This is a genomic window from Paenibacillus sepulcri (genome assembly GCF_042647105.1).
In the GTDB taxonomy this organism is placed as follows: Bacteria; Bacillota; Bacilli; order Paenibacillales; family Paenibacillaceae; genus Paenibacillus_Z; species Paenibacillus_Z sepulcri.
The window spans coordinates 5,750,623-5,775,287 of record NZ_JBHRUP010000001.1; the positions used below are offsets into that span (position 1 = coordinate 5,750,623).

The following is a 24,665-nucleotide window of genomic DNA, read 5'->3' on the forward strand; positions in this document are numbered from 1 at the left end:
ACGGCTCGGTTAAGAGAGGAGGAAACGAATGAAGATTACCGATGTTGAAGTCTGGAAATTGACCGGAGCGATCGATCCCGTGTGGGCGCATGACGAACGCTCCGCAGCGCCGCTGGACAGTTATTCCGACTACGCGCAGCGCAGCCAGCCGGTCAGTCTCGCGGATGGCAGGCTTCCCGTGGTCCGCCATTATGTGATCATTCATACAGACGAGGGAATTGACGGTCTATACGGGCCGATTGTGTACGAGGAGCAGGCGGATATTATCGTTAAAAGGATCAAACCGTTCCTGATCGGCCAGAATCCGCTTGATATCGAACGGCTGTGGGATCAAATGAGAGTTGACCGGCATGGACGTTCCGGATATTTCATGATGGCGCTCAGCGCGATTGACTGCGCGCTTTGGGATTTGCGCGGCAAATATTACAACGCGCCGGTTTACCGGCTGCTTGGAGGGCCGACACGCACACAGATTCCCGTATATGCCAGTACGCTCGGCTTTCCCATTGAGGCCGGAGCAGCCGGGAAGCAGGCGAAGGCTTTGGCCGGGGAGGGATTCACCGCGCAAAAATGGTTTTTCCGCCACGGTCCCTCGGGCGGCAGGGAGGGCAAGGCGATCAACCTGCGGATGGCGCAGGAGATCCGGGATGCGCTTGGCGGCGGGAGCGACTTCATGCTGGATTGCTGGATGGGCTGGGATGTGCCCTATGCGCTCGATATGATGGAGCAGCTGCGCGAATTGCGGCCGCTCTGGCTGGAGGAGCCGCTGCAGCCCAATCAATTGGACGGCTACGGGGTGCTTCAGGACCGGGGAGGGATACCGCTTGCGGCCGGCGAGCATCTGTATACGCGCAAGGAATTCAAGCCGTTCCTGGACCGGGGGCTGCTGGATTACGCGCAGCCGGATCCCGACTGGACCGGAGGCATTACGGAGCTGCGCAAAATCGCCATTCTTGCGGAAACCTTTGACGTCAAGTTCATTCCCCACGGCTGTACGGTAATGGCGAACCTTCATGTCATTGCGTCGCTGCCGCCTTCCGTCTGTCCTTATCTGGAATATTTAATCCGGTATCAGCGGCAGCAGAATCACTTTCATATCAATAAACTCGTACCGGTTGACGGTTTTCTGCCGCTGCCCGATCAGCCGGGTCTCGGAATTGAGCTGGACGAGAGCGCGATCCTGAGCAAAATGGTTTACAGTTAATAATACTAGAAGTCTGATGATTAACAGGTGGAGAAGGCGGAAGACGTTTCCGCATGCGCAGCCAGATTTTCACCAGACTTCTGCAGGAGGCCAAGAATGAAAATAACAAGCATCGAGACCTTTACGACCCGCCAGCTGTCGATCGTCCGCGTCACCTCGGAGGACGGATTGCAAGGCTACGGTCAGATTGCTCCCTATCATGCCAATATATCGGCGCTCGTACTTCACCAGCAGGTCGCGCCCCGCGCATTGGGCGCAGATTCGAATGAGCCGGGAGCGTTAGCCGAGCTTATTATCCGGGAAGAGCATAAATTTCCCGGCTCTTATATTTGCCGGGCGGTTGGCGGGTTGGATACGGCATTATGGGATTTGAAGGGGAAGCGTGCCGGGAAGAGCGTATGCGAGCTTCTGGGCGGACAGCCGCGGAAGCTGGATATTTACGGCTCCAGCATGAAGCGCAATATATCGCCGGCGGACGAAGCGGAGCGGATCAAGCGGCTCCAGGAAACGAATGGAATCCGTGCCTTCAAAATCCGCATCGCCAATAATTTCGGCAATGATGTGGACGTCTATCCCGGCCGTTCGGAACAGGTTGTTCGTGCGGTAAGGGAGGCTGTCGGCGACGATACGCTGCTGTTTGTCGATGCGAACAGCGGCTTGACGCCGGGCAAAGCGATCGAGACGGGCCGTATGCTGGAGCAGTACGGAGTATGCCACTTCGAGGAGCCTTGTCCCTATACGGAGCTGGAATGGACGAAGCAGGTAGCGGATGCGCTTGATATTCCGGTTACCGGCGGCGAGCAGGATACGGACCTGGCCCAGTTCCGGCGGATGATCGCGATGCGGGCGGTTGATATCGTCCAGCCGGATATCTGTTATGTCGGCGGCTTGAGCCGTGCCCTTGAAGCGGCGAAGATGGCGGAGTCGGCCGGGATGGTCTGCATGCCGCATGCCGCCAACCTGTCCATGGTCACGATATTCACGCTGCATATGGCCGCAGCGATCCCGAATGCAGGTGCCTTCATGGAGTATACCATCGAACAGGATGAATGGACGAAAGGTCTGCTTGCGACGCCCCTGGAGGTGGTCGGAGGTCAAGTGCAGGTTCCGGAAGGCCCGGGCTGGGGAGTAACGATCCGGCAGGAATGGCTGGATCGGGGAGACTATCAGATCAGCCGATAAAGAAGATTAACGCCTGCCTGAAGATATTCTTCAGGCAGGCGTTTTTTTTGAAATAGAAGAAAGTATAACCGTGGCCTATAGTCTGCTTCTATTTCACCGGAATGAAACAAGCCCCGCCTTCATGAGGACGGCGACAGCCGTTTCACCTTAAAATATAGGAAAGTATATCATTTCGCCATACTTTCTCTATATTTCACCGGAATGAAACGCGCCACCGCCATGAGGTCGGCGACAGCCGTTTCACCTTGAAATATAGGAAAGTATATCATTTCGCCATACTTTCTCTATATTTCACCGGAATGAAACGCGCCACCGCCATGAGGACGGCGACAGCCGTTTCACCTTGAAATATAGGAAAGTATATCATTTCGCCATACTTTCTCTATATTTCACCGGAATGAAACAAGCCCCGCCTTCATGAGGACGGCGACAGCCGTTTCACCTTGAAATATAGGAAAGTATATCATTTCGCCATACTTTCTCTATATTTCACCGGAATGAAACGCGCCACCGCCATGAGGTCGGCGACAGCCGTTTCACCTTAAAATATAGGAAAGTATATCATTTCGCCATACTTTCTCTATATTTCACCGGAATGAAACGCGCCCCGCCTTCATGAGGACGGCGACAGCCGTTTCACCTTGTGTGCCCATATCAAGAAACAAACCGCTTTTCCCTCACAGCAGCTGCTCAAAGACCCCTAAAAGGACGAACCCCGGCTTTATTTACCTGCAATAAATATCGTATAATGAAAGCGCTATATAATGGGTATGAGGATGGATGCCGTGTTCAATTTATATATAAAGTCCAAAGTGTTTCAACGTTATGTCTTCTCGTATCTGATTATTTTTTTCGTCCCGTTTATCGTCATGATCCTGTTTATTTACCATCAAACCGACGAGACATGGAATAATGAAATTGAAGAGGCGAACAGGAATAAATTGCTGCAGGCCAGTGAGCTGACCTATAATCGCATAAAGGAAATGAACCAAATTTCCGCCCGAATTACTTATGACTCGGATCTGACGCCCTACATGGTCAGTCATCCGTACAGCAGCCGGGAAGCGATCAAGAAATTGGGTATTTACAAGTCTTCAACCGCCATTATCGATGAAATTTTTCTGTTTTACCGAGATTCGCAGAATATGTACTCAGACCGCGGCTATTACTCTGTCGACACGCTGCTGAAGCGGATACTGGGGGCAAACGATATAGAGAAGGAACGTTTTTTAAATCTGATTAAAGGGCTCAAAACGCCGACTGTACTTCCTGCGGACTATTTCGGATCAGTGGATAATAAGAGGAAGGGTACGATGCTGTTTCTATGCCCCATCCCGCCGCATGAAACGAATAAGCACGGGACCGTCATCTATTTTGTCCAGGACGATGTGTTTCAGAACATGATGCACAGTGCCCTGGGCGACTTCGAAGGCCATGTTTATATTCTGAACGACAACAACGATATAATAACTTCTCAGAACAATGGCGGGGAGCTCCAATTCAAAGACTTGGAATCCGTTGATTTGTCGGCAGAAGGCATCTCCCAGGCAACTATTCATCATACGAAATATTCAGTGGTCACGGTCCGCTCGGCGGAGACCGGCTGGACGTTCGTCATGGCGATGCCGACCGCGCAATTCTTCAAGAAGGCGTTCCATCTTCCCATGCTCTTGCTGTTCATTGCTGCGTGGCTGATTCTTGCGGGATTGGCCCTGGCCCTGTTCTTCGCAGCGCATCAATACCGGCCGGTTAATCGTATGCAGGAACGGATGTCCGTTCAGGAGCCATACGTCCGGGATCAATGCTTGTTGAAGCTGCTGGGCGGGAGTTGGGAGGATCCGGACAATATCCGCGAGGTTTGCGCCATGTCCGGCATTGTTTTTCCATACCCTAATTTTTTCGTAGTTTATGTCTCTTTTGACGATTTGTTCTCGCATGAAGCGAAGGTGCGGAGTACGCTGCTAAAGAAACTGGAAGGCTGGCATTTGCAGGATGCGATTGGCTTTGGTGTGGAGCTTATTCATGATCATGCCATTGCGGTCTTGATAAATTGCTTGAATGACAAGTCCATGGAAAATGCGGTTCGCGACCTGGAACAGCAAAAGGCAGATTCGGGCCGAGGCGCGACGATGGGGGTCGGGGGAATATACGATGACATCACCCGCGTACATAATTCATACATCGAGGCCTCGGCGGCGACGGATTACAAGTTTGCCAGCGGAACCGATACCGTCGTTTATTTCAAGCCGTCAGGAGCCCAGATAGGGACGAGCGGCTGGTATCAGTCCGATATTCATCTCAAGCTTACGCAAAGCTTAAAAAAGGGCAATAAACAGGCGGCTGCGGAAACACTCGGTATGATGCTGCATCAGCTCAAGACGTTCCGCGTGCCGATTTATTTGCTTCGCTGCTATTGCTTCGATGTCATCAATATTGTCTTCCGGGCGGCGGCAAGCATGGAATATGCGAATGCAGCGCTGGAAGAGAAAATCGTCAATTTTACCTCTATTGAAGATTTGGAGACTCTGCTGCACCAATTCAATGAAGGAGTCTGCCGGCAAGCGGCCCAGAATAAGGAGATGGAGAGGCTGCTGTTAAGCGAACAGGTCATGCTCTATATCCAAAAGCATTTCAGAGAGAGCGATTTCAGTCTCGAGGGAACGGCAGCCCACTTCAAATTGTCCGAATCTTATCTTAGCCGGTTTATCAAAGAGAAAGCGGATATTACGTTCATGCAGTACTTGTGGGAGCTTCGGCTAAACGCGGTCAAGAGGGAACTTGAACATACCGTCAAGCCAATCAGAACCATCGTTCAGGAGGTTGGTTACCTCGACACGCCAAATTTCATCCGCAAATTCAAAAAGACGGAGGGATTGACGCCGGGCGAATACCGCAAGCGAAGAGCAGACATGCTTTGAAACAGGAGAGCACTTTCCATGGCGGATGTGCTCTTTTTTATCATTTCAAACGCGTTGTCATTTGGCGAATCGGTCCATTTGAAGTTCAAAAACTACATATTACTTATCAAGCTATGCGCCTGTGGCCGCCAAGTATTCGGCTTTGCGCATTGTCATTTGCAAAAATGACATGTTTACGGGGATACTGAGTCAGACATAAACTGAAAGCGCATCCAAAAACCGGTTTTTCTGGGCATGCACATCATCTTGCAAGGGGAGGAGATCTATTTGTTTAAAGCGGAGGAAGCCCTGGATCAAACCAGGAGAGGCATGGATAGAAAGCCGCAATCAGCGACAGGTATGGTTCTGAGAAACCTGAGTAAAACCTGGCAGCTGTATATACTGCTTCTTCCCTCTTTGCTCTACTTTTTCATTCTGCATTATATTCCGCTTTATGGCGTGCAGATTGCATTCAAGGAATACATTGCCACTCGGGGGATATGGGGCAGTCCATGGGTCGGCTTCGATCACTTTCAGCGATTCTTTAACTCCTACTACTTCAAGGACCTCATTCGAAACACGCTTGTACTCAATGTGTATGGATTGCTGCTGTTCCCATTGCCGATTATACTGGCGCTTTCATTTAACGAGGTCAAGCATGCAGCGTTCAAGAAATGGGCGCAGACGATTACTTATGCTCCCCATTTTATATCGACGGTCGTAATGGCAGGCATGATTATTGCCTTTCTCGACCCCGAGACTGGCTTGATCAACAATATTATAAAAGCGTTCGGAGGCGATTCGACTCCCTTCCTGATTATTCCGCACTGGTTCAAGCACATCTTCGTATGGTCGGGTCAATGGCAAGGTCTTGGATGGGGAGCGATCATTTACTTGGCGGCACTGGCAGGCGTGAATCCCGATCTGCACGATGCCGCGTCTGTCGATGGGGCTTCAAGAATGCGCCGGATATGGCATATCAACATTCCTGCCATTATGCCAACCATCATTATTCTGTTTATTTTGACGATGGGCAGCTTCATGTCAATTGGCTTCGAGAAGGTATTGCTGCTTCAGAATGCCTTGAATATGTCGTCATCCGACGTCATTCAGACCTTCGTGTACCGCAGCGGTCTGCTGCAATCGCAGTACAGCTTCTCTGCGGCGGTAGGGCTGTTCGATTCGCTTATTAATGTCGTCCTGCTGGTCACAGCCAACCAGATTGCCAGAAAAACAACGGAAAACAGCTTATGGTAAAGGGAGGGGAACGCTAATCATGAACCGGAGTCTGTCCGACCGAACATTTGATACGATCAATAATGGACTGCTGCTGATTGTCATCGGGATTATTCTTTTCCCCCTCCTGTTCGTCTTGTCAGCATCCATTAGCGATCCTATGCTTGTGAACAGCGGGAAGGTATGGATTTGGCCGCGCGGCATAACCTTCGAAGGCTACCAGCGCATCCTGCATAACAACGAAATATGGATGGGGTACCTGTACAGCATTGTATACACGGTTCTTGGAACATTGCTGCACCTGGCCGTGCTGCTGCCATGCGCCTATGCGCTGTCGAGAAAAGAATTGATGGGTAAAAAGCTGATACTGTGGTACTTTCTCTTGACCATGATGATCGGTGGAGGACTGATTCCGACGTATTTGCTGGTCAAGCAATTAGGCATGCTTAACACGGTATGGGCAATGGTCATTCCCGGCGTGGTGGGGGCGTGGGACATTCTTGTGGCAAAGACATTCTTTCAGCAAAATGTGCCTGATCCGCTCGTTGAGGCGGCCAAGGTGGACGGAGCATCCTACTTCTATATTTTTCTGCGTATCGCACTGCCCCTCTCCCTGCCCATAATTGCGGTCATGTCGCTCTTCCATGGGGTCGGCTTGTGGAATCAGTATTTCAATGCGCTGATCTATTTGAACGATGACAGTATGTATCCGCTGCAAATGGTGCTGCGCAAGATTCTCGTCGCTCAGGAGATGAGTTCCGAGAATATGTCGGGCAGTGCCATTCAGGCGGAAGCCATGGCTTCGCAAGCCCGTATCGCATCCATCTTAAAATATGGCGTCATCATCGTGTCCACACTGCCGCTGCTTATTGCGTATCCTTTCTTGCAGCGCTTCTTTCTGAAGGGCGTTCTGGTCGGTTCTATTAAAGAATGATAATAATCAGTTAAAGGAGATTTGAACAAGGATGAGGAAAAAATGGCTAACTATCTGTTTGTCATCTATAATGGCCGGATCCATGCTGCTGAGCGCATGCTCGAACGGCGGGGGCAATGAATCCGGGGCTGCGCTTGAGGACCGGGAACCAAGCGATAATTTCAACCAAACAGGATTCCCCATTGTTAAGGAGCCGATTAAAGTATCCATGATGGGCGCCAGGCACGCGCTTGTTGGCGAATGGAAGAATCTGCAGTTTTTCAAAGAAATGCAGGAAAAAACCAACATTCAATTTGAATTCAACACGCCTCCGCAGGCGGATTATGACGAGAAGAAGAATCTGTCCTTCGCCAGCGGTGAAATTCCAGACGTCTTCTTCGGAGGTCAGTTAACCCCGGATGATGAATTTACGTACGGCAAGCAGGGAGTTCTCATTCCATTGGAAGGTCTGGTCGAAAAATTTGCGCCGAATATTCAAAAGATGTTCGACGAGCATCCCGAAATTAAGAAATCGGTCACAACGCCGGACGGTCATATATACGCACTGCCATCCGTTAACATGGCTTCTATAGCCAAATTGCCGGCCACATGGATCAACGGGAATTGGCTGCAAAAGCTGGGTATATCAGAGCTTCCCCATACAACGGATGAACTGTATGAGCTGCTGACCGCGTTTAAAAACAAGGACCCTAACGGCAACGGCAAGCCGGATGAAATCCCGCTTACTTCGATTAATCTGGGTGATGTCCGCAACATCCTGCTGCCTGCCTTCGGAATTGTTGGAAGAGCGCATATCGTAAAGGATGGCAAAGTCATCTATGGAGCCGTACAACCTGAATATAAAGAGTACGTAACGTTTATGAATAAACTGTGGAGAGAGAAGCTGCTGGATCCCGGGACGTTCTCTCAGACGGTGGAACAGAAATCTGCCAAGGGAAATGCGGGGCAAATCGGCATGTTCACGGACTCGCTCCCCTATCTTACTTTGGGCGGAGACGCTGAGAGCTCCACCATACATCCGATTCTTCCGGCCCTTACCAGTTCTGCCGATCGTAAGCCGATGATTACCCAGTGGTCTGGAATGACAAGAGGAACGTTCGCCATTACGAACAAGAGTAAAGATCCGGAAGCGATGATCCGATGGGTCGATTATTTGTACAGTCCAGAAGGAGAAATATTGGTCCACTACGGCAAAGAAGGCGATCTGTGGGAATGGGCTGATCCGGAGAAGAAGCTGCGCAAATACAGGAACCCGCCTGCAGGCATGAACCTTGAGGAATACCGCGGAGGCAGCATTACACCTGCAGTCGGCGTGTCGATCCCGATGTTCACCCCCAATGAGGTAGAAGCCAACTGGAAAGATACCATGCATCAATACCGAATTAAAGAGGTAGACGAGAAGCTGGCGCCGTATGGAGAGCCCGTCTTCCCCGAAATCTATCTGCTGCCGGAAGAGAGACAGCAAATTCAGGGCATTGAAACCGACCTCAATACGTACCTGGAGAGCATGGAAGCCAAGCTGGTGGCAGGAGAAGCTCCCTTGGAGAATTGGGACACCTTCCAGAAGACGATTGAGGATATGCAAGTAGACAAGCTGCTCGAAGTGTATCAGACTGCCTATGACCGCTGGGCCGGAACGAACTAATAGAATAGAGCCGGCGGACAGCGCCGGACTGGTCCGCGAAGAAACGTCATAACCTATCCAAATTCGCAAGCCTGCTGCGCATATACCTTGGACCGGCTCCAGTTAAAGGAACCGGTCCGAGGTTTTCCTTTTATGATCGGAAAAACACAGGAAGACACCCTGGGAAGGAGTAGCTGACAGGCTTTACAAGGGAACTATTTTAATTGACAGCCGGAGTAAAATGAATTATTCTATTTTTGACTGAACAAATCAATCTAAAAACAGGATCGGAAACCCTCCCTTTCGTTTATTAAGGGGACTATCTTGGAGGGGGATTTTTTTTAACTTATTGTTGACTGAATTAATCAATCAAAAAGGAGAGGTTCACATGAACAGTACACAAAGGCAGGGAAAAGCGATTGTTATCGGAGGCAGCATGGCCGGTTTATTGGCGGGGAGGGTCTTGGCGGATTATTACGAAGAGGTGCTCATCATCGACAAGGATGAATTCCCCGGGCAGCAGCCCGAGGACCGTCTTGGCGTTCCGCACGGTTTTCATCCCCACCGGTTCACGAACCGCGGCAAGGAGATTACCGAGAAGCTTTTTCCCGGCTATGAGGAAGAATTGGTGGCACTCGGTTCCCCGTCTTCACTGAATAAGACCGCACATATGATGAGTCAATACGGCACGGTATCCAATCCTTATCCGCGCAACGATATCAAGTTCAGCCGGGCGGCGCTGGAGTGGGTCATCCGCGGCCGCGTAAAGCAAATTCCACAGATAAGGCTGCTTCCGAAGCATGATGTGCTGCAGCTCGTGACGACTTCGGACCGGACTGCCATTACAGGGGTTCAAATCAAGGAACGCGGAGCGTCCGGCCGGGAGAGTGAGCTTGCGGCGGATCTTGTGGTGGACGCCAGCGGCCGCGCCTCGAAGCTTACGCAATGGCTGACCGATCTGGGTTACGAGGTGCGTCAGGAAGACAAGATGAAAGCCGCAATCGGATACAGCACACGGCGTTACAGGGTGCCTGCCCATATGGCCCATCTGCCCGAGGAGTGGGATGTTATTAATATTATGGGCCAGCCGGCAAACGGAACGTTCACAGGCGTCTTCTCCTTTATCGAGAATCAGGTGGCCGAAATGGTGCTTTATCGCCCGGGAGGACAATACCCGCCAACGAATGCGGATGAATTCGAACAGGCTGTTGCCCAGCTTCCCAGCCCGATAATTGCGGAGATCCTGAAGGAGCTTGAACCGGTCACTCCGCCCCGGGGCTTTCGCGTACCGGAATTGTACCGCCGTCACTATGAGCTGATGGAAAGGTGGCCTGCCGGATTGCTGGTGCTGGGCGATGCTATCTGCATCTATGATCCTATCTTCGGTCAAGGCATCACGGTGGCGGCGATCGAAGCGGATATGCTGAGTGCCTGCTTGCAGGAGCAAAGGAGAAATCCTCAATCCGGCTTCGAGCAGAGCGTGCTGCGGAAAATGCAGGATGAGGCGATTACGCCTGCCTGGTGGCTCAACTGCGCGGCGGATTTGCAGTGGGAAGGCGTCGAATACGAAGCGGGGGGCGAGCCGCTCAAGGGGATTGCTTTTGCCCGGAGGTTCATGGATTTGATGCTGAAGGAGGGGACGGGAAATCATAATTTCCAATTATTCGGCATGTACTGGGCAGTGAATACATTATCGGTGCCGCTGCGCGAGCTGTTTAATCCGCAAATGGTCACAATGGCTCTTGAAGCATCCGACGAAGGCCGCCTGCTGCTTGCGGAGCTGCTGGAGGAGCATGGCCTGCCGCTTGCGGAAGCACTGGAAGAGATTATGCCTTGTTAAATAGACGCTTTATCCAGTGTCCAGGGGAGGCACTTTGAGGTCAAGAAGATCTACGATTACGAACGAATGATAGAGTAAGAGAGAGATGCTTATTTACAGCAATGAAGATTAGGGGGGCCTTACGATCGGCTCCCCTATTTGTTATACAGCCATACGGGACTGCTGAAGAAGCAGCAACCAAGAAACTGGTATTTTGGGCCTGGTACAGCCGCACTTGTAGACTTTCCTGTACGGGCTGAGTCTCAATTATCTTCAGTGACAAAATGCTCAATAACATCTAATGGCAGGTGATCCGTCACCAGCCGGCCGTAGTGTGCCATTTGGATAATGCCTTTCTCATCAATAAGGAATTCGGCCGGTATGCGGTGAAAATTGGCGCCTTCCTCCCGAGTCAAAGCGAAGCCTTCCGCCGCTGCTTCCTTGACGAACGTCTCTGTATTCGGATCTGCCATCGTTGCCTGCGTCTTCTCTTCGGATACCTCAACGGCATACAGGTCATAAAGCTTCGCCTCAGGATCGGCGATTATCGGAAATGGCGCTTCCTGCTGGCCGACATGGCGGGAAATACTGGTCTCAGGCGACTCGAATACCGCGATGATTTCGAGCCCATGCCGGCTCCACTGATCATAGCTGCGGATGTAGTGCCGCACCCGCAGATTGCACATGGCGCAGGCTGCGTTGCGGAAGAACGCAAGCAGCACCCTGCGGCCGCGCAGGCTGGACAATTGCAGTGGAGGGGCTCCGTCAACATGGGCAAACATGAAATCCGGTGCGGTCATTCCCTTGATTAATGGAATTCTCATGATAAATAGCCTCCTGGTGATATGATAGGGTAAACCTCAGTCTGAACCGACTGACTTTATCCTATCACGGAAAGCCTCAGTCTTCTGTGACCTGGTCACCAACAAGCTCCTTTAAAGCTTCCCGCTGCTGAATCGATACGCAGCCTCTTCCCGTTGTGATCCAGCCCTTCAACTGCATACGGTTCAGCTGGCGGCTGACTACTTCACGTACGGAACCAAGCTCGGCAGCCAGCTGTTTATGTGTAATATGGATGGTTGGCTGCTCCGCTGTCAGCTTCAACAGGACTTCTGCGAGACGGGCTTCCAGCGGCTTTGACAATTTTGCCGAGAGGCTGCCACCCATTCGGATCAGTCCATCCAGAATATTGCCGAACACCGCGTTCCGAATAGGGGCATGCCTCTGAATCCAGAGCAGAAACGAGCTCTTGGTGACGAAGAGGGCCGCAACCTCGGTCTCAGCCGTCATAGCCCCGGGATATTCGCGTTCGCTCAATCCGCTCAGCACCATCATGGCGCATATATCGCCGGCCGTCAGCCGGCTTGCAAGGGCTTCACGGCCGTCTTCGGTTATATTCGAGATTTGTACGGTTCCTGCTAGGAGGAACACGGCATATTCAGCGGCATCCTCGCTGCGGAACAGGGCCGAGTGCGCAGGAAAAACCCGGAGCACGGGCTGCGCATCGGCCCACTCCTCAGGCGAGAGCGCTTGAAAACAGGGAAAAACCTTGGATAGAGTGTGCAGCTCTGGGGAAAGTCGGGTCATGAGGATATTCTCCGATCGGACAGAATGATAGCCTTATTGTACAGGATCGGTGCGCGGATGGAAACTTTAGTTTGCTTGTAGGGATGAAGCAGATAAAGCAGGGGTATATTGCCGCATTCATATCATGAAACTGTATTGAAATTGAGCATAGACGATGAAAGAATACATTACATGAAAATAACATTGAATATGAAAGTTTCACATGATTATAGCTTCAATGGTAGATGGGCTTCGTCTCCAAAATATCTTGTCTATTAAAATAATGAACCTGCATTGACCCCTGGACCCCTTGATAAACGGGGTTTTTTCGCGTATCCAGTGATTTCCATAAAAAATATGATTGACAACATTCGATAGTATAGCTAAAATTCATCATAACAACATGATGTTATGTTATATTACATTAAATAATGATGAGCTCTATTTATGAAAAGAGGAGATTGAATGGCAGAAGTAAACCGATTGAACCGTTTACCTTTATATCTTCAGCTGAAGGAGGTCATTATCGAAAAAATCGATAACGGAGAATGGCTTCCGGGGGATAAAATTCCGACGGAAGAAAGCCTGCAGAAGCAGTTCGACATTAGCCGCATTACGGTGCGGCAGGCGATTACCGATCTGGTTGTCAGCGGCAGCCTGACAAGAATGCAGGGCAAAGGAACCTTCGTTGCAGAACCGAAGCTGGAGAACATCCGTCCCGAGCTGACAAGCTTCACCCATGAAATGAGCGAAAACCATCTTGTCGGCTCTCTGGTGCTCGATTGTTCGAATGTCATGGCGAGCGAGAGACTGCGCAGGAAATTCGATCTGCCCCCGAATTCCGAGGTGATGAAGCTGGAACGGATCCGGTTGGTTGACGGCCTGCCAATAGGCGTGAACAAAGTATTTCTAAACACCTCCATTACGCCTCAGGCGCATTTGAGCAAGTATGATTTTTCGTCCCATTCGCTGTATGCCGCCCTGGCCTTGGAGGGAGTCGAGCTGTCGGAAGCGGAAGAAACCGTTGAAGCCAGCCTGGCGGATGATTTACAAGCTTCGCTGCTCAACATCCCGGTTGGAGCACCTATTCTGCTGCTCACCAGGCTGACGAAGCTGAAGGATGGACGAACCTATGAATATGCCGAAATGGTGTTCAGAGCGGATAAGTACAAATATACGATCAAATTGAATTTGAAATCATAACTTACAACACGATTATAGGAGGACTACCATGTCAGGAATATTCCCACCCAAAACAAATGCCATCATGGATATTTTCAAAACAGACAAAGCGGTGATCGGCATGATCCACTTGAAAGCACTGCCCGGATCGCCCCATTTTCAAGGAGGAAATCTGGACGCGATCTTCGATTTTGCGATGAATGATGTCCGAGCTTTCGAAGAGGGCAAGGTTGACGGACTGATGCTGGAAAATTCCTGGGACATCCCCTTCTCCAAGCCGGAGGATATCGGGATGGACACGACAGCTGCATTCGCAGCTTTAGCGGTAAGAATCAAGCAGGAAACGAATTTGCCGATCGGCATTAACTGCCTGGCCAACGCAGCTATCCCGGCACTAGCCGTGGCCAAAGCCGCCGATCTGCCCTATGTCCGGGTCAATCAATGGGTGAATGCCTATGTAGCCAATGAAGGTTTTATCGAAGGGGCTTCGGCAAAAGCGATGAGATTCCGTTCGAATATCAAGGGAGAGAATATCAAAATTTTTGCCGATGTGCATGTCAAGCACGGCAGCCATTCGATAGTGGCCGACCGCAGCCTGGCAGACCAGACAAGAGATGCGATATTCTTTGATGCCGACGTTCTTATTGCTACGGGAAACCGGACAGGCCACGAAACATCTGTGGACGAAGTGAAGGGGATCAAGAGCAATACGGATTTGCCGGTCATTGTAGGCAGCGGAATGAGTGTCGATAACGCAGCCAACATTCTTTCGGAGTGCAATGGCTGTATTGTGGGCAGCTCCTTGAAAATAGACGGAAAATGGTGGAACCCGGTTGATGTTGACCGCGCGAAAGCCTTCATGCATGCAGTCATTGATTTACGCGTCAAGGAGGGTGCATCGGTTGGGAGCTGACATGCCGGATATCGTCGTATTTGGAACCATTAATATGGATTATGTTTCCTTTCTGGATCATCTTCCTGAAATTGGGGAGACGATTTCGACAAAGGTCTTCGGGATGTTCCCTGGAGGCAAGGCTGCCAATCAGGCTGTAGCGGCATCCCGTTTGGGATCCAAAGTGTCTCTGATCGGCCGTGTAGGTGATGACGAGTTGGGCAGGAAGCTGAAGGAGCATCTGGGCAAAGATGGCGTGTGCCATGATCTCGTACAATTCACGCCGGAATCACAGACGGGTATTTCCATGATCTGTGTGGACAAAGCAGGCCGGAATACGATCGTGACCCATTCGGGGGCAAGCGATTTATGGACGAAGCAGGATATCGACGCGGCCGAGACGATTATCAATCAAGCGAAATACGCCATGCTGCAAATTGAAATGGATATGGAGATCGCCCGCTATATCATCACGAAGGCCCGCCTTGCGGGAGTGAAGCTGGTATTGAATTTGGCACCCGTCATTCCGATCGATACCGAGCTTCTATCGATGGTCGATTACCTGATTGTGAATGAAACCGAAGCCTCCCAGCTTGCAGACATAACCGTAAATTCGGTGCAGACATCCAAGGCGGCAGCGCAAATCTTATTCGAGAGAGGCATTCAAAATGTTATTATTACGCTCGGTGAGGCAGGGGCCGTCTTGAAAACCGCCACATTATCCAGGCATTTTCAATCTCCGAAAGTAGAGGTGGTTGATTCCACGGCTGCCGGAGACTGCTTTGTGGCAGCGACGACACATTTTCTGTGCAAGGAAAAGGATCTGGAGATGGCGATCCAGAAAGCTGTCGAGGTTGCGGCATTGTCCGTAACCAAAGCGGGGGCTCAAACCTCTGCGCCGACTTACGACGAATATATGCAGTTCAAACAAAAAAATCAAAATTATGTGGAGGAATGACAATGAAAAGTTTCATTAAATCGGGAATTGCACTACTGACAGTACTTTTCGTGCTCGCAGGCTGCGGCGGAAACAACAGCGGCAGCAATAGCGGCAATACGTCTGCTCCACAAGATCCGGCGGCGCCAACCAATACTGCTCCCGCAGATGCAGCGCCGCCAGCCGCCTCTGGAGGTACGCTGAACGTTTCCCTGTACCTGTATCCAACTAAATTAGATCCGAAGTATTCCGTCTCCATAGCGGAGAAGAACTTGTACCAAAGCCTCTACGATAAGCTGCTTGATATCGACAAGGACGGCAACCTGATCCCGATGCTTGCAGAGAAGTGGGAGCTGTCTGACGATAAGAAAACCTATACATTCACTTTGCGCCAGGGCGTTAAATTCCAGGATGGCACCGACTTTAATGCCGACGCGGTGAAGTTTAACTTCGAACGCTACATGGAAGACGACTCCGCACAGAAAAACGCGCTGAAGAATGTCGATACGATCACTGTAGTTGATCCTTACACGGTCAAGGTTCAGTTAAAGGTGCCGTTTGCCCCATTCTTGTCTCTAATGATCGAAAAACCGGGCATGATGGTATCCCCGACTGCTGTGAAAAAATCGGAAACGGACTTTAACAATAACCCGGTAGGAACGGGCCCGTTCATGTTCAAATCGGCTGTAGCAGGCTCCTCGATTACATTGGTGAAGAACCCGAACTATTGGCAGGCAGGTCTGCCGAAGATGGATCAGGTCGTATTCAAAACCATTGAAGATACGAATGTAGCCTATGTAAATCTGGAAAGCGGCGATGTGGATATTTCCGATAAATTCCCCTTCAAAGAAATTGAAAATGCAAAAAACGATACGAAGGTGGATTTGATCAACGAACCGTCCCTTTCATTCGAAGGCATCTACCTGAACATGTCCAAGCCTCCATTCAACGATAAAGCGCTGCGTCAGGCAGTGGATATTATGATCGATCGCGACGCAATCGTGAAGGTTGCCTTGAACGGGGCGGGCGTACCTGGACGTTCACCGTTTGCACCGAATGTATTTGCTCATGGAGACAGCGATTCGGCTCCGAAACCGGATCTGGAGAAGGCCAAGCAAATCCTTAACGGCAAAACGTACTCCTTCACCTTGAAGGTCGGCACGCTGCCGGCCGATCAGCAAACTGCGCAAATGATTCAAAACATGCTCAAGCCAGCCGGAATCGAAGTGAAGCTGGAGAAGGTCGAAGTCGCCGCATTGGATGAACAAACCAAAAGCGGAAATTTCGAAGCCGCGCTCGCCTATTGGAGCGGACGTCAGGATCCGGATCAAAGCATCTACGATTGGGTTTACAGCACCGGAACGATGAACAGCTCCCATTACAGCAATCCCGATGTCGACAAAATGCTGGATGAAGCCCGCGTCGAGACCGACAACACGAAACGCAAAGCGATTTACGATCAAGTAATGAAGATTATTCAAGAGGACATTCCCTATGTATATCTCTATCACGGCAACAACACCTTGGGAGTTTCCAAGGCTGTCAAAGGCTTCACCTATATCCCGGATGGCATGATCCGAACCGTTAACATCAGCAAATGATAACATTACAGGGGGATTGTTCATGGCCTTTATAATCAGACGTTTGCTATTAACAATCCCGGTTGTTCTTCTGGTGACCATTATGGTTTTCTCGCTGCTGCAGCTGCTCCCCGGGGACCCGGCTTCCGTCATTCTCGGTCAGGATGCAACCCCGGAAATGCTGGATGCGCTTCGTGAACAGCTTGGTTTGAATAAACCGCTTCCGATTCAGTATGTGGATTGGCTGGTCGGGGTGCTGCATGGAGACCTGGGAAACTCGCTGGTCAACAATACGCCGGTCATCCAATTGATCAAGCAAAGTTTTCCCGCTACGCTGGAGCTGGCAATAGGCACATTCATCATTGTTATCCTGATTGCCCTGCCGGCAGGTATTATGGCGGCAACCCGTCCGGGCAGCTGGATCGACTACTCCAGTACATTATTTGCACTTTTCGGCATGTCGATTCCCCATTTCTGGCTGGGGATGATGTTTATTGTTATGTTTGCCATGAAATTAGGCTGGTTCCCGGCCTCGGGCTATGTTCCATTCATGGAAAATCCGGCGATGAATATGTCTGCCATGATCCTTCCGATTGTGGCGACAGGCCTCAGGGAATCGGCAGTTCTGATGCGGATGGTACGGAGCAGCCTGCTTGAAGTTATGAATGCCGACTACATCCGCACCGCTTATTCCAAAGGATTGGGCGAACGGTCCGTCATTGTGCGGCATGCCTTGAAGAATGCGCTCGTACCAATCGTAACGACCAGCGGCTTGATTATCGCCGGACTCCTGGGAGGTCTGGTCATTACAGAATCGATCTTCTCGATTCCGGGATTCGGCAAGCTGATAGTCGATTCCATATTCAAACGGGATTATGTTACCGTACAGGGTGCAATTCTCGTATCGGCATTATTGGTTGTATTCATCAATCTGTTCGTCGATCTGCTGTATATCATTATCGATCCGCGGACCAAATCCGGGAAGGGGGTCAAGTAAATGAGCAATCTGACTCCTGATCCAAGACCGAATAAGAACCTTCTTCTTTTCCGGAGATTTACACAGAACAGGCTGGCCGTCGTCGGTGCGGTAATCATTATATTGTTAGTGCTGGTTGCCCTCCTCGCGCCTTTTATTGCCCAATATGATCCCATTAACGACCAGGACTACTCGGCTCTGCTGCAAAATCCGGGTCATGGCCATCTCCTGGGAACGGATGATCTTGGCCGGGATACGTTCTCCCGACTCGTGTACGGAGCGCGATTAACGATTCAGGCTGCTGTCATATCGGTAGGCATTGCCGTACTGATCGGGGTTCCGATCGGACTGATAACCGGATACTTCCGGGGCTTCTGGGATGAATGGATTATTATGCGCGCCGTTGACGCGATCCAGGCATTCCCGTCCCTGATATTGGCGCTTGCCATGGCAGCCGCACTGGGCGGAGGCTTCTACAATGCCATGATTGCGATAGGAATCGGGTTTGTCCCCGCTTTTATCCGCATCACCCGGGCCCAGGTCATCACAGTGACATCTCTTGAATATGTCCAGGCCGCCAAGGCGATAGGCGGCAATCACTGGCGGATCATGTTCCTTCATGTTTTGCGCAACTCCATGTCCCCGATCCTGATCCAGATCACCTTGGCGATGGCTTCCGCCATTATTCAGGAAGCGGGGCTGTCGTATCTGGGGCTTGGCGCAAGACCGGAGCAGCCGAGCTGGGGATCGATGCTTTATATCGCGCAAGGCTACTTGAATGACACGCCTTTGCTTGCGGTCTGGCCGGGAATAGCGATCTTCCTGGTCGTCCTGAGCTTTAATCTCCTGGGTGATGGTATCCGGGAGCTGCTCGATCCGAAGTTGAAGAAATAACAAGGGGGAGGAACAAACGAGATGCCAAACGATCCTCTTTACTACCCGTACCCGTCGCGAAGAACGGTTATGTATGCCCGGAACGGGATGGTTGCCACCTCGCAGCCACTTGCATCTCAGGCAGGGCTTGAGATGATGAAACAAGGCGGGAATGCCATTGATGCCGCAATTGCGGCAGCAGCAGCGCTTACGGTAGTGGAGCCTCCGTCGAACGGAATTGGCGGCGATGCGTTTGCTCTGGTTTGGACGAAGGGCAAGCTGCATGGCTTGAACTCCAGTGGACCGGCTCCGCAGAACTTATCGCTTGATGCTTTGAATAAAATGGGCGTCAAGCAAATCGACAAGCACGGATTTATGCCGGTAACGGTTCCCGGAGCGCCGGCGGCCTGGGCGGAATTATCCGCCAGATTCGGCAGGCTGCCTCTGGAGAAGGTGCTTGAGCCTGCTATCCGCTATGCGGAGCAAGGATACCCCGTTTCTCCTGTGCTGGGCATGAATTGGGCGATGGAATTCCGCGATAATCATGAGCATTTGAAGGGCGAGGAGTTCAAAGGATGGTTCGATACCTTTATGCCTGGAGGAAGGGCGCCGGAAATCGGCGAAATCTGGCGTTCGCCCGATCATGCCAGGACGCTGCAATCCATTGCGGAGACGAAGGCGGAATCCTTTTACCGTGGAGAATTGGCTGAGCAAATAGACCGTTTCTCCAGAAAATATGGAGGATACTTGACGCTCGGAGATCTCTCCGCATTCAGGCCGGAATGGGTAGATCCGATTCATGTCAATTATCGCGGATATGAAGTTTGGGAAATCCCGCCTAACGGTCACGGGCTAGTGGCGCTGATGGCCTTGAATATTTTGAAGGGGTTCGATTTCTCCGCTCGCGATAGTGCCGAGACCTACCATAGACAACTGGAAGCCATGAAGCTGGCCTTCATGGATGGCAAGAAATATATTGCGGACAGCTCGAAAATGTCCGTGCAGGTGAAGGACCTGCTGTCGGATTCCTATGCGGAAGACCGCCGGCGGCTGATCGGGAACTATGCGCTGCAGCCGGAGCCGGGTAAGCCTCCCGGCGGAGGAACGGTATATTTAAGTACGGCGGACGCGGAAGGCAATATGGTGTCTTATATTCAAAGCAACTATATGGGTTTCGGATCCGGGCTGGTTGTGCCGGGAACCGGAATCGCACTGCATAACCGGGGATATAATTTTTCGCTGGATCCGTCGCATCCAAACTGTCTGGAGCCCGGCAAGAAGCCTTATCATACGATCATTCCCGGCTTTTTGACCAAAAACAATGAGCCTGTCGGACCGTTCGGCGTCATGGGAGCATTCATGCAGCCGCAGGGACATGTGCAGGTCGTGATGAATACAGTCGACTTCCATTTGAATCCTCAGGCTGCGCTTGATGCGCCGAGATGGCAGTGGCTGCAGGGCAAAACAGTTGAAGTTGAGCAGGCCGTTCCGCCGCATATTGTGGAGGCGCTCGCCCGAATGGGGCATGACATCATATATGCGGCAAGCTCGCGCACATTCGGACGCGGACAGATCATATGGAGACAGGAAAACGGAGTTTATACCGGTGGAACGGAACCAAGAGCGGACGGACAAGTGTCTATCTTTTGATTACTGAAGTCATCTTCACATGGAAATGAGGCAGGAATATGACAAACCTATTGGAAATCAGCGGTCTGAAGACGGAATTTACCAGTGACGGACGCATCATTCCTGCGGTAGACGGCGTCGATTTAACGATCAAAAAAGGTGAAATTGTAGGTGTTGTCGGGGAATCCGGCTGCGGTAAAAGCGTAACGTCATTATCCGTCATGAGACTGCTTCCCCGGAAAGGGGCGCGGATATCCGCCGGTTCGATCCGGTATAACGGCACCGACCTGCTGAAGCTGTCGGAGGATGAAATGCGAAAAGTCAGAGGCAACGAGATTGCGATGATTTTTCAGGATCCGATGACCTCGCTGAACCCTGTATATACGATCGGCGCTCAACTTAGCGAAGCGGTCATTCTGCATCGGGGATATTCGAAGAAGGAAGCCCGAAGCCATGTCATCGAGATGCTGAAGAGCGTTCATATTCCGAGAGCCGATAAACTGATTGATGAATACCCCCACCAATTGTCCGGAGGGATGCGGCAGCGGGTCATGATTGCGATGGCCATGTCATGCAGCCCCGACCTATTGATCGCGGATGAGCCTACAACGGCGCTGGATGTAACGATTCAGGCGCAGATTCTGGAGCTTATGCGGGAATTGCAGAACAAGCAGGGCACTTCCATTATGTTCATCACGCATGACTTGGGCGTCGTCTATGAAATGTGCGATCGAGTTCTGGTCATGTATGCAGGTCAGATTGTGGAGCAGGCCGATGTGGCCACCATCTTCGAAAAACCGTCTCACCCCTATACGCAGGGACTTTTGAAGTCGATCCCGCAGTTCGATAAGGTTCAAGCCCGCTTGGATTCGATATCAGGTCAAGTGCCTCTGCCCGGGACGGTAAAGCAGGGCTGCCGTTTTGCCTCCCGCTGCCCGGCTGTACACCCGAAATGTCTGGCGGAAGCCCCTCCATTATTTCAATTGGATAACGGGCAGATGAGCCGCTGCTGGCTGCACGAAAGCTCTGTCGTCAAGGAGGCTGCGCTAAGATGAATCCACTGCTTGAAGTAAAAGGATTGAAGAAATATTACCCCATCCAGTCCGTCGGAATCGGTAAATTGAAAAGCTTTGTCAAAGCGGTTGACGATGTGAGCTTCGAGGTGCAGGAAGGCGAAACCTTCGGCATCGTCGGAGAATCCGGCTGCGGCAAATCCACGACTGGCAAATCGATCCTCCGTCTGACCGAGCCAAGTGATGGAGAGGTTATTTTCCAGGGGCAAAACCTCATAAAGCTGAAATCATCCGAGCTTCGGAAAATGAGACATTATATGCAATTTGTCTTTCAGGACCCTTATGCTTCCTTGAATCCAAGAATGACCATCGGGGCCACTCTGGAGGAGCCTCTGAAGATTCACGGGTTGGTCAAAGGCAGGGAAATAAGGCGAAAAGTGAAGGAAATGCTGGAAATCGTAGGATTAACCGAGCATCATTATCATCGTTATCCGCATGAATTTTCCGGCGGGCAAAGACAGCGTATCGGTATTGCACGCGCCCTCATCACGAATCCGAAACTAATTATCGCCGATGAGCCGGTATCCGCATTGGACGTATCGATCCAATCGCAAATTCTGAATCTGATGAAGGATCTGCAGGATCAGTTTAAGCTGACATATATTTTTATTTCCCATGATTTGTCCGTTGTGCGCCATATCAGCGATCGGATCGGAGTTATGTATCTGGGCCGTATGATTGAAATGGCTCCCAAAAACAGCCTGTTTGAAAATCCCGCTCATCCCTATACGCAGGCCCTGCTGGGTGCAGTGCCGCAAACGAATAATCGTATCGCCCGCGAACGGATCGTATTGACCGGAGATGTGCCAAGTCCGGCGAATCCGCCTTCCGGGTGCACCTTCCATACACGCTGTCCTTCCTGCATGGACATTTGCAAAACGGACAAGCCGGAATTTAAGCAGACAGCCGACCAGCACTGGGTCGCTTGCCATTTGTTCTCGTAAATCAACCTCAAAATCGTGGAGGGACTTCTATGAAATCCGAATTATCCGTTCTTTTTGTTGGTGAAAGCTGGTTCATGCACACCATTGAAGTCAAAGGCTTCGATACATTCACGTTCTCCGGTTACGACGAAGCGGTTGAATGGATTCAGAAGGCGATCGAAACCTCGGGACATCGTTTCACCCATATTCCCTCTCACGAAGTATCGAAGCGGTTTCCTGCTACGCTTGCGGAGCTGCAGAAGTACGATGTGGTGTTGGTCAGCGATGTGGGAGCGAATACGTTCTTGCTCTCTCCCGACACTTTTCTCCGTTCCAAGCGGACGGTCAACAAGCTGGCGCTGATCGCTGAATTTGTGAAGCATGGCGGTGGTTTTGGGATGATTGGCGGGTATCTGACCTTCCAGGGAATCGAAGCGAAAGGGAATTATAAGCATACGATTATCGAGGAAATTTTGCCGGTCGAATTAATGGAAGGCGATGACCGGGTCGAGCTGCCGGAAGGAGTTGAGCTGACCATGAGTGAAGCTGCTCTTCCCTGGCTCGAAGGAATGCCGGAGAAGTGGCCTTATATTTTGGGATATAACCGGTTGAAGGCCAAAGAAGATGCAAATGTGCTCATTTCGAATGGGAAAGACCCGATTATTACAATCGGCAGCTATGGTGAAGGCCGGACACTGGCCTATGCGACGGATTGTTCTCCGCACTGGTCTCCGCTCGAATTTTGCGAGTGGGAATATTATTCCCTGCTCTGGGATCGCCTGATTACATCGCTGGCCCAGTCAGATCGTGTTAACTAAAGGAGTGTTACCCTTGGAAACCCCAGAAAAACAGCTGTTGTTCCTGGAGCGGTTGATCTCGCAGGATACAACCAACGAGCAGCATGGCGTATATGGAAAAGAAATGAACGCCCAGCAGGTCATCATGGAAAAATTCAATGAACTGGGCCTGGAAATAGATGTATTTGAACCGGAAAATGAGCGTTTATATGCCTATAAAGAAGCAGACCGGGGACATTATTATGAGAATAGACCCAATGTCGTAGGCGTTTGGAAAGGAACTGGCGGGGGGCGTTCCCTCATATTGAACGGACACATCGATACGATGCCATTCGACCAGCTGGATAAGTGGACCTCTCACCCGCTTCAGCCCACCCGTTCGGAAGGTAAGCTGTACGGACGGGGCAGCTGCGATATGAAAGCAGGCGTCGCCGCCATGATTATGGCGGTGGAGAACCTGGTCAAGCATGGAATGAGGCTCAAAGGCGATGTCATTCTGCAAAGCGTCGTTGACGAAGAAGGCGGAGGCAACGGAACGCTTGCCTGCCTCGACCGGGGTTACCGCGCCGATGCGGCGATCGTTACGGAGCCGACGGAGCTGCAGATCATGCCGGCGCATATGGGCTGGCTGTTCTTCAGAATATCTTTCACGGGCAAAGCGCTGCATTCCGCGCTGAAATGGCAGGGTGTCAATGCGATTGAGAAAGCCGCCAAGGTGATTCAGGCCTTGCAGGAGTTGGAGCGTGAATGGGCAATCAGCAAGCGTCATCCCCTGCTGCCTCCTCCGACGATCAATATCGGAACCATTCATGGTGGAATGGCTGGTTCGGTAGTGCCGGACCGCTGCATCCTGGATTTTGGGCTTCATTATCTTCCCGGAGACGCGGATGAGGAGAAGCTGGGCGGTCTCGTTGAAGCTGAAGTCATGGATATGCTCCGTCGGGTATTCGCCTCCGATGCCTGGATGACGGAGCATCCGCCTGTTATTGAGAAATATCAGGAAGGAAGCGGCTACGAGCTGCTGGCGGACCACCCGCTGATCGGCGCGGTTTCGTCCAGTTTTCAGAACATTTTTCATACGCTCCCACTCGTGTGGGGCTGCGAATATGGCAGCGATGCCCGGCTGCTGGCCAATTACGGCGATATCCCTACGGTCGTATTCGGTCCAGGCAGCATCCAGCAGGCTCATGGCATCGATGAGTTTGTGGAAATCAAGCAGTATTGGGATTGCATTAAGGTGCTGACGGATTTTATTTCCGACTGGTGCGGAGTCGCTGAGTCCTGATTTCAATCCTGCCTGTAGGAAGAGACGTCTTAAGCCGTCCTTTGGCGGGAAAGTTA

Annotated in this window: 20 protein-coding genes; 18 read left to right on the forward strand and 2 right to left on the reverse strand. The window is 51.2% G+C overall.

Translation table 11 applies throughout. The features are described from left to right. The first annotated feature begins 28 nt into the window (after nucleotides 1-28). The 7 genes from ACFOLF_RS25200 (at nucleotide 29) to ACFOLF_RS25230 (ending at nucleotide 10,917) form a co-directional block, all read left to right on the forward strand. Entirely contained in the window at nucleotides 29-1,204 is a 1,176-nt protein-coding gene (locus ACFOLF_RS25200) for an enolase C-terminal domain-like protein (RefSeq protein ID WP_210046830.1), read from the forward strand. A 96-nt stretch (nucleotides 1,205-1,300) separates the two neighbouring features. Further along, on the forward strand, nucleotides 1,301-2,386 hold the full coding sequence (locus ACFOLF_RS25205; RefSeq protein WP_210046831.1) for a mandelate racemase/muconate lactonizing enzyme family protein: 1,086 nt from the start codon (nucleotides 1,301-1,303) through the stop codon (nucleotides 2,384-2,386). 785 nt (nucleotides 2,387-3,171) lie between these two features. Continuing rightward, nucleotides 3,172-5,304, forward strand: coding sequence for a helix-turn-helix domain-containing protein (locus ACFOLF_RS25210; RefSeq protein WP_210046475.1), 2,133 nt, complete (start codon nucleotides 3,172-3,174; stop codon nucleotides 5,302-5,304). 309 nt (nucleotides 5,305-5,613) lie between these two features. Further along, the gene (locus tag ACFOLF_RS25215; protein WP_210046526.1) at nucleotides 5,614-6,540 is read left to right on the forward strand and encodes an ABC transporter permease; all 927 of its coding nucleotides are present in this window, start codon (nucleotides 5,614-5,616) and stop codon (nucleotides 6,538-6,540) included. Between the two features lie 19 nt (nucleotides 6,541-6,559). Further along, complete coding sequence (locus tag ACFOLF_RS25220; protein WP_210046476.1) at nucleotides 6,560-7,453, forward strand: carbohydrate ABC transporter permease; 894 nt, start codon at nucleotides 6,560-6,562, stop codon at nucleotides 7,451-7,453. 31 nt (nucleotides 7,454-7,484) lie between these two features. Beyond that, nucleotides 7,485-9,098: an extracellular solute-binding protein gene (locus ACFOLF_RS25225; protein WP_210046477.1), complete on the forward strand. Its 1,614-nt coding sequence runs from the start codon at nucleotides 7,485-7,487 to the stop codon at nucleotides 9,096-9,098. Between the two features lie 367 nt (nucleotides 9,099-9,465). After that, nucleotides 9,466-10,917 (forward strand): FAD-dependent oxidoreductase, encoded by a 1,452-nt coding sequence (locus ACFOLF_RS25230; RefSeq protein ID WP_210046478.1) that lies wholly within the window; start codon nucleotides 9,466-9,468, stop codon nucleotides 10,915-10,917. A gap of 242 nt (nucleotides 10,918-11,159) precedes the next feature. Here ACFOLF_RS25230 and ACFOLF_RS25235 read toward each other — a convergent pair whose 3' ends face one another. Both ACFOLF_RS25235 and ACFOLF_RS25240 read right to left on the reverse strand, forming a co-directional pair. Beyond that, nucleotides 11,160-11,720, reverse strand: coding sequence for a redoxin domain-containing protein (locus tag ACFOLF_RS25235; protein WP_210046479.1), 561 nt, complete (start codon nucleotides 11,718-11,720; stop codon nucleotides 11,160-11,162). Nucleotides 11,721-11,796: 76 nt separating this feature from the next. Then, nucleotides 11,797-12,483: a Crp/Fnr family transcriptional regulator gene (locus tag ACFOLF_RS25240; protein WP_210046480.1), complete on the reverse strand. Its 687-nt coding sequence runs from the start codon at nucleotides 12,481-12,483 to the stop codon at nucleotides 11,797-11,799. A gap of 444 nt (nucleotides 12,484-12,927) precedes the next feature. On the opposite strand from ACFOLF_RS25240, the gene ACFOLF_RS25245 reads away from it, so the two are divergent. The 11 genes from ACFOLF_RS25245 to ACFOLF_RS25295 are packed head-to-tail and all read left to right on the forward strand — an operon-like array spanning nucleotide 12,928 to nucleotide 24,609. After that, nucleotides 12,928-13,665: a GntR family transcriptional regulator gene (locus ACFOLF_RS25245; RefSeq protein WP_210046481.1), complete on the forward strand. Its 738-nt coding sequence runs from the start codon at nucleotides 12,928-12,930 to the stop codon at nucleotides 13,663-13,665. Between the two features lie 28 nt (nucleotides 13,666-13,693). Further along, entirely contained in the window at nucleotides 13,694-14,557 is an 864-nt protein-coding gene (locus ACFOLF_RS25250) for a BtpA/SgcQ family protein (protein ID WP_210046482.1), read from the forward strand. Next, nucleotides 14,547-15,494 (forward strand): ribokinase, encoded by a 948-nt coding sequence (gene rbsK, locus ACFOLF_RS25255; protein ID WP_210046483.1) that lies wholly within the window; start codon nucleotides 14,547-14,549, stop codon nucleotides 15,492-15,494. The genes ACFOLF_RS25250 and rbsK overlap by 11 nt, the downstream gene beginning before the upstream one ends. Nucleotides 15,495-15,496: 2 nt before the next feature. Then, nucleotides 15,497-17,074: an ABC transporter substrate-binding protein gene (locus ACFOLF_RS25260; RefSeq protein WP_210046484.1), complete on the forward strand. Its 1,578-nt coding sequence runs from the start codon at nucleotides 15,497-15,499 to the stop codon at nucleotides 17,072-17,074. Between the two features lie 22 nt (nucleotides 17,075-17,096). Continuing rightward, nucleotides 17,097-18,050: an ABC transporter permease gene (locus ACFOLF_RS25265; protein WP_210046485.1), complete on the forward strand. Its 954-nt coding sequence runs from the start codon at nucleotides 17,097-17,099 to the stop codon at nucleotides 18,048-18,050. Beyond that, nucleotides 18,051-18,923, forward strand: coding sequence for an ABC transporter permease (locus tag ACFOLF_RS25270; protein WP_210046486.1), 873 nt, complete (start codon nucleotides 18,051-18,053; stop codon nucleotides 18,921-18,923). It begins immediately after the preceding gene. Between the two features lie 21 nt (nucleotides 18,924-18,944). Beyond that, nucleotides 18,945-20,552 (forward strand): gamma-glutamyltransferase family protein, encoded by a 1,608-nt coding sequence (locus tag ACFOLF_RS25275; RefSeq protein WP_210046487.1) that lies wholly within the window; start codon nucleotides 18,945-18,947, stop codon nucleotides 20,550-20,552. A gap of 38 nt (nucleotides 20,553-20,590) precedes the next feature. Beyond that, complete coding sequence (locus ACFOLF_RS25280) at nucleotides 20,591-21,586, forward strand: ABC transporter ATP-binding protein (RefSeq protein ID WP_210046488.1); 996 nt, start codon at nucleotides 20,591-20,593, stop codon at nucleotides 21,584-21,586. After that, the gene (locus ACFOLF_RS25285) at nucleotides 21,583-22,548 is read left to right on the forward strand and encodes an ABC transporter ATP-binding protein (protein ID WP_210046489.1); all 966 of its coding nucleotides are present in this window, start codon (nucleotides 21,583-21,585) and stop codon (nucleotides 22,546-22,548) included. Before ACFOLF_RS25280 ends, ACFOLF_RS25285 begins: the two co-directional genes overlap by 4 nt. Before the next feature lie 29 nt (nucleotides 22,549-22,577). Then, nucleotides 22,578-23,345 carry a glutamine amidotransferase gene (locus ACFOLF_RS25290; protein ID WP_210046490.1) on the forward strand — a complete coding sequence of 256 codons (768 nt, stop codon included), beginning with the start codon at nucleotides 22,578-22,580 and terminating at the stop codon, nucleotides 23,343-23,345. A 13-nt stretch (nucleotides 23,346-23,358) separates the two neighbouring features. Beyond that, complete coding sequence (locus ACFOLF_RS25295) at nucleotides 23,359-24,609, forward strand: ArgE/DapE family deacylase (protein WP_210046491.1); 1,251 nt, start codon at nucleotides 23,359-23,361, stop codon at nucleotides 24,607-24,609. Nucleotides 24,610-24,665 lie beyond the last annotated feature (56 nt).

What these genes read in the sequence shown, in the direction of transcription:
- ACFOLF_RS25270 (WP_210046486.1), top strand. Translation starts at nt 18,051, where the DNA reads ATGAGCAATCTGACTCCTGATCCAAGACCGAATAAGAACCTTCTTCTT.
- ACFOLF_RS25250 (WP_210046482.1), top strand. Translation starts at nt 13,694, where the DNA reads ATGTCAGGAATATTCCCACCCAAAACAAATGCCATCATGGATATTTTC.
- ACFOLF_RS25260 (WP_210046484.1), top strand. Translation starts at nt 15,497, where the DNA reads ATGAAAAGTTTCATTAAATCGGGAATTGCACTACTGACAGTACTTTTC.
- ACFOLF_RS25200 (WP_210046830.1), top strand. Translation starts at nt 29, where the DNA reads ATGAAGATTACCGATGTTGAAGTCTGGAAATTGACCGGAGCGATCGAT.
- ACFOLF_RS25205 (WP_210046831.1), top strand. Translation starts at nt 1,301, where the DNA reads ATGAAAATAACAAGCATCGAGACCTTTACGACCCGCCAGCTGTCGATC.
- ACFOLF_RS25285 (WP_210046489.1), top strand. Translation starts at nt 21,583, where the DNA reads ATGAATCCACTGCTTGAAGTAAAAGGATTGAAGAAATATTACCCCATC.
- ACFOLF_RS25265 (WP_210046485.1), top strand. Translation starts at nt 17,097, where the DNA reads ATGGCCTTTATAATCAGACGTTTGCTATTAACAATCCCGGTTGTTCTT.
- ACFOLF_RS25280 (WP_210046488.1), top strand. Translation starts at nt 20,591, where the DNA reads ATGACAAACCTATTGGAAATCAGCGGTCTGAAGACGGAATTTACCAGT.
- ACFOLF_RS25245 (WP_210046481.1), top strand. Translation starts at nt 12,928, where the DNA reads ATGGCAGAAGTAAACCGATTGAACCGTTTACCTTTATATCTTCAGCTG.
- ACFOLF_RS25235 (WP_210046479.1), bottom strand. Translation starts at nt 11,720, where the DNA reads ATGAGAATTCCATTAATCAAGGGAATGACCGCACCGGATTTCATGTTT.
- ACFOLF_RS25275 (WP_210046487.1), top strand. Translation starts at nt 18,945, where the DNA reads ATGCCAAACGATCCTCTTTACTACCCGTACCCGTCGCGAAGAACGGTT.
- ACFOLF_RS25240 (WP_210046480.1), bottom strand. Translation starts at nt 12,483, where the DNA reads ATGACCCGACTTTCCCCAGAGCTGCACACTCTATCCAAGGTTTTTCCC.
- ACFOLF_RS25225 (WP_210046477.1), top strand. Translation starts at nt 7,485, where the DNA reads ATGAGGAAAAAATGGCTAACTATCTGTTTGTCATCTATAATGGCCGGA.
- ACFOLF_RS25215 (WP_210046526.1), top strand. Translation starts at nt 5,614, where the DNA reads ATGGATAGAAAGCCGCAATCAGCGACAGGTATGGTTCTGAGAAACCTG.
- ACFOLF_RS25230 (WP_210046478.1), top strand. Translation starts at nt 9,466, where the DNA reads ATGAACAGTACACAAAGGCAGGGAAAAGCGATTGTTATCGGAGGCAGC.
- ACFOLF_RS25290 (WP_210046490.1), top strand. Translation starts at nt 22,578, where the DNA reads ATGAAATCCGAATTATCCGTTCTTTTTGTTGGTGAAAGCTGGTTCATG.
- ACFOLF_RS25220 (WP_210046476.1), top strand. Translation starts at nt 6,560, where the DNA reads ATGAACCGGAGTCTGTCCGACCGAACATTTGATACGATCAATAATGGA.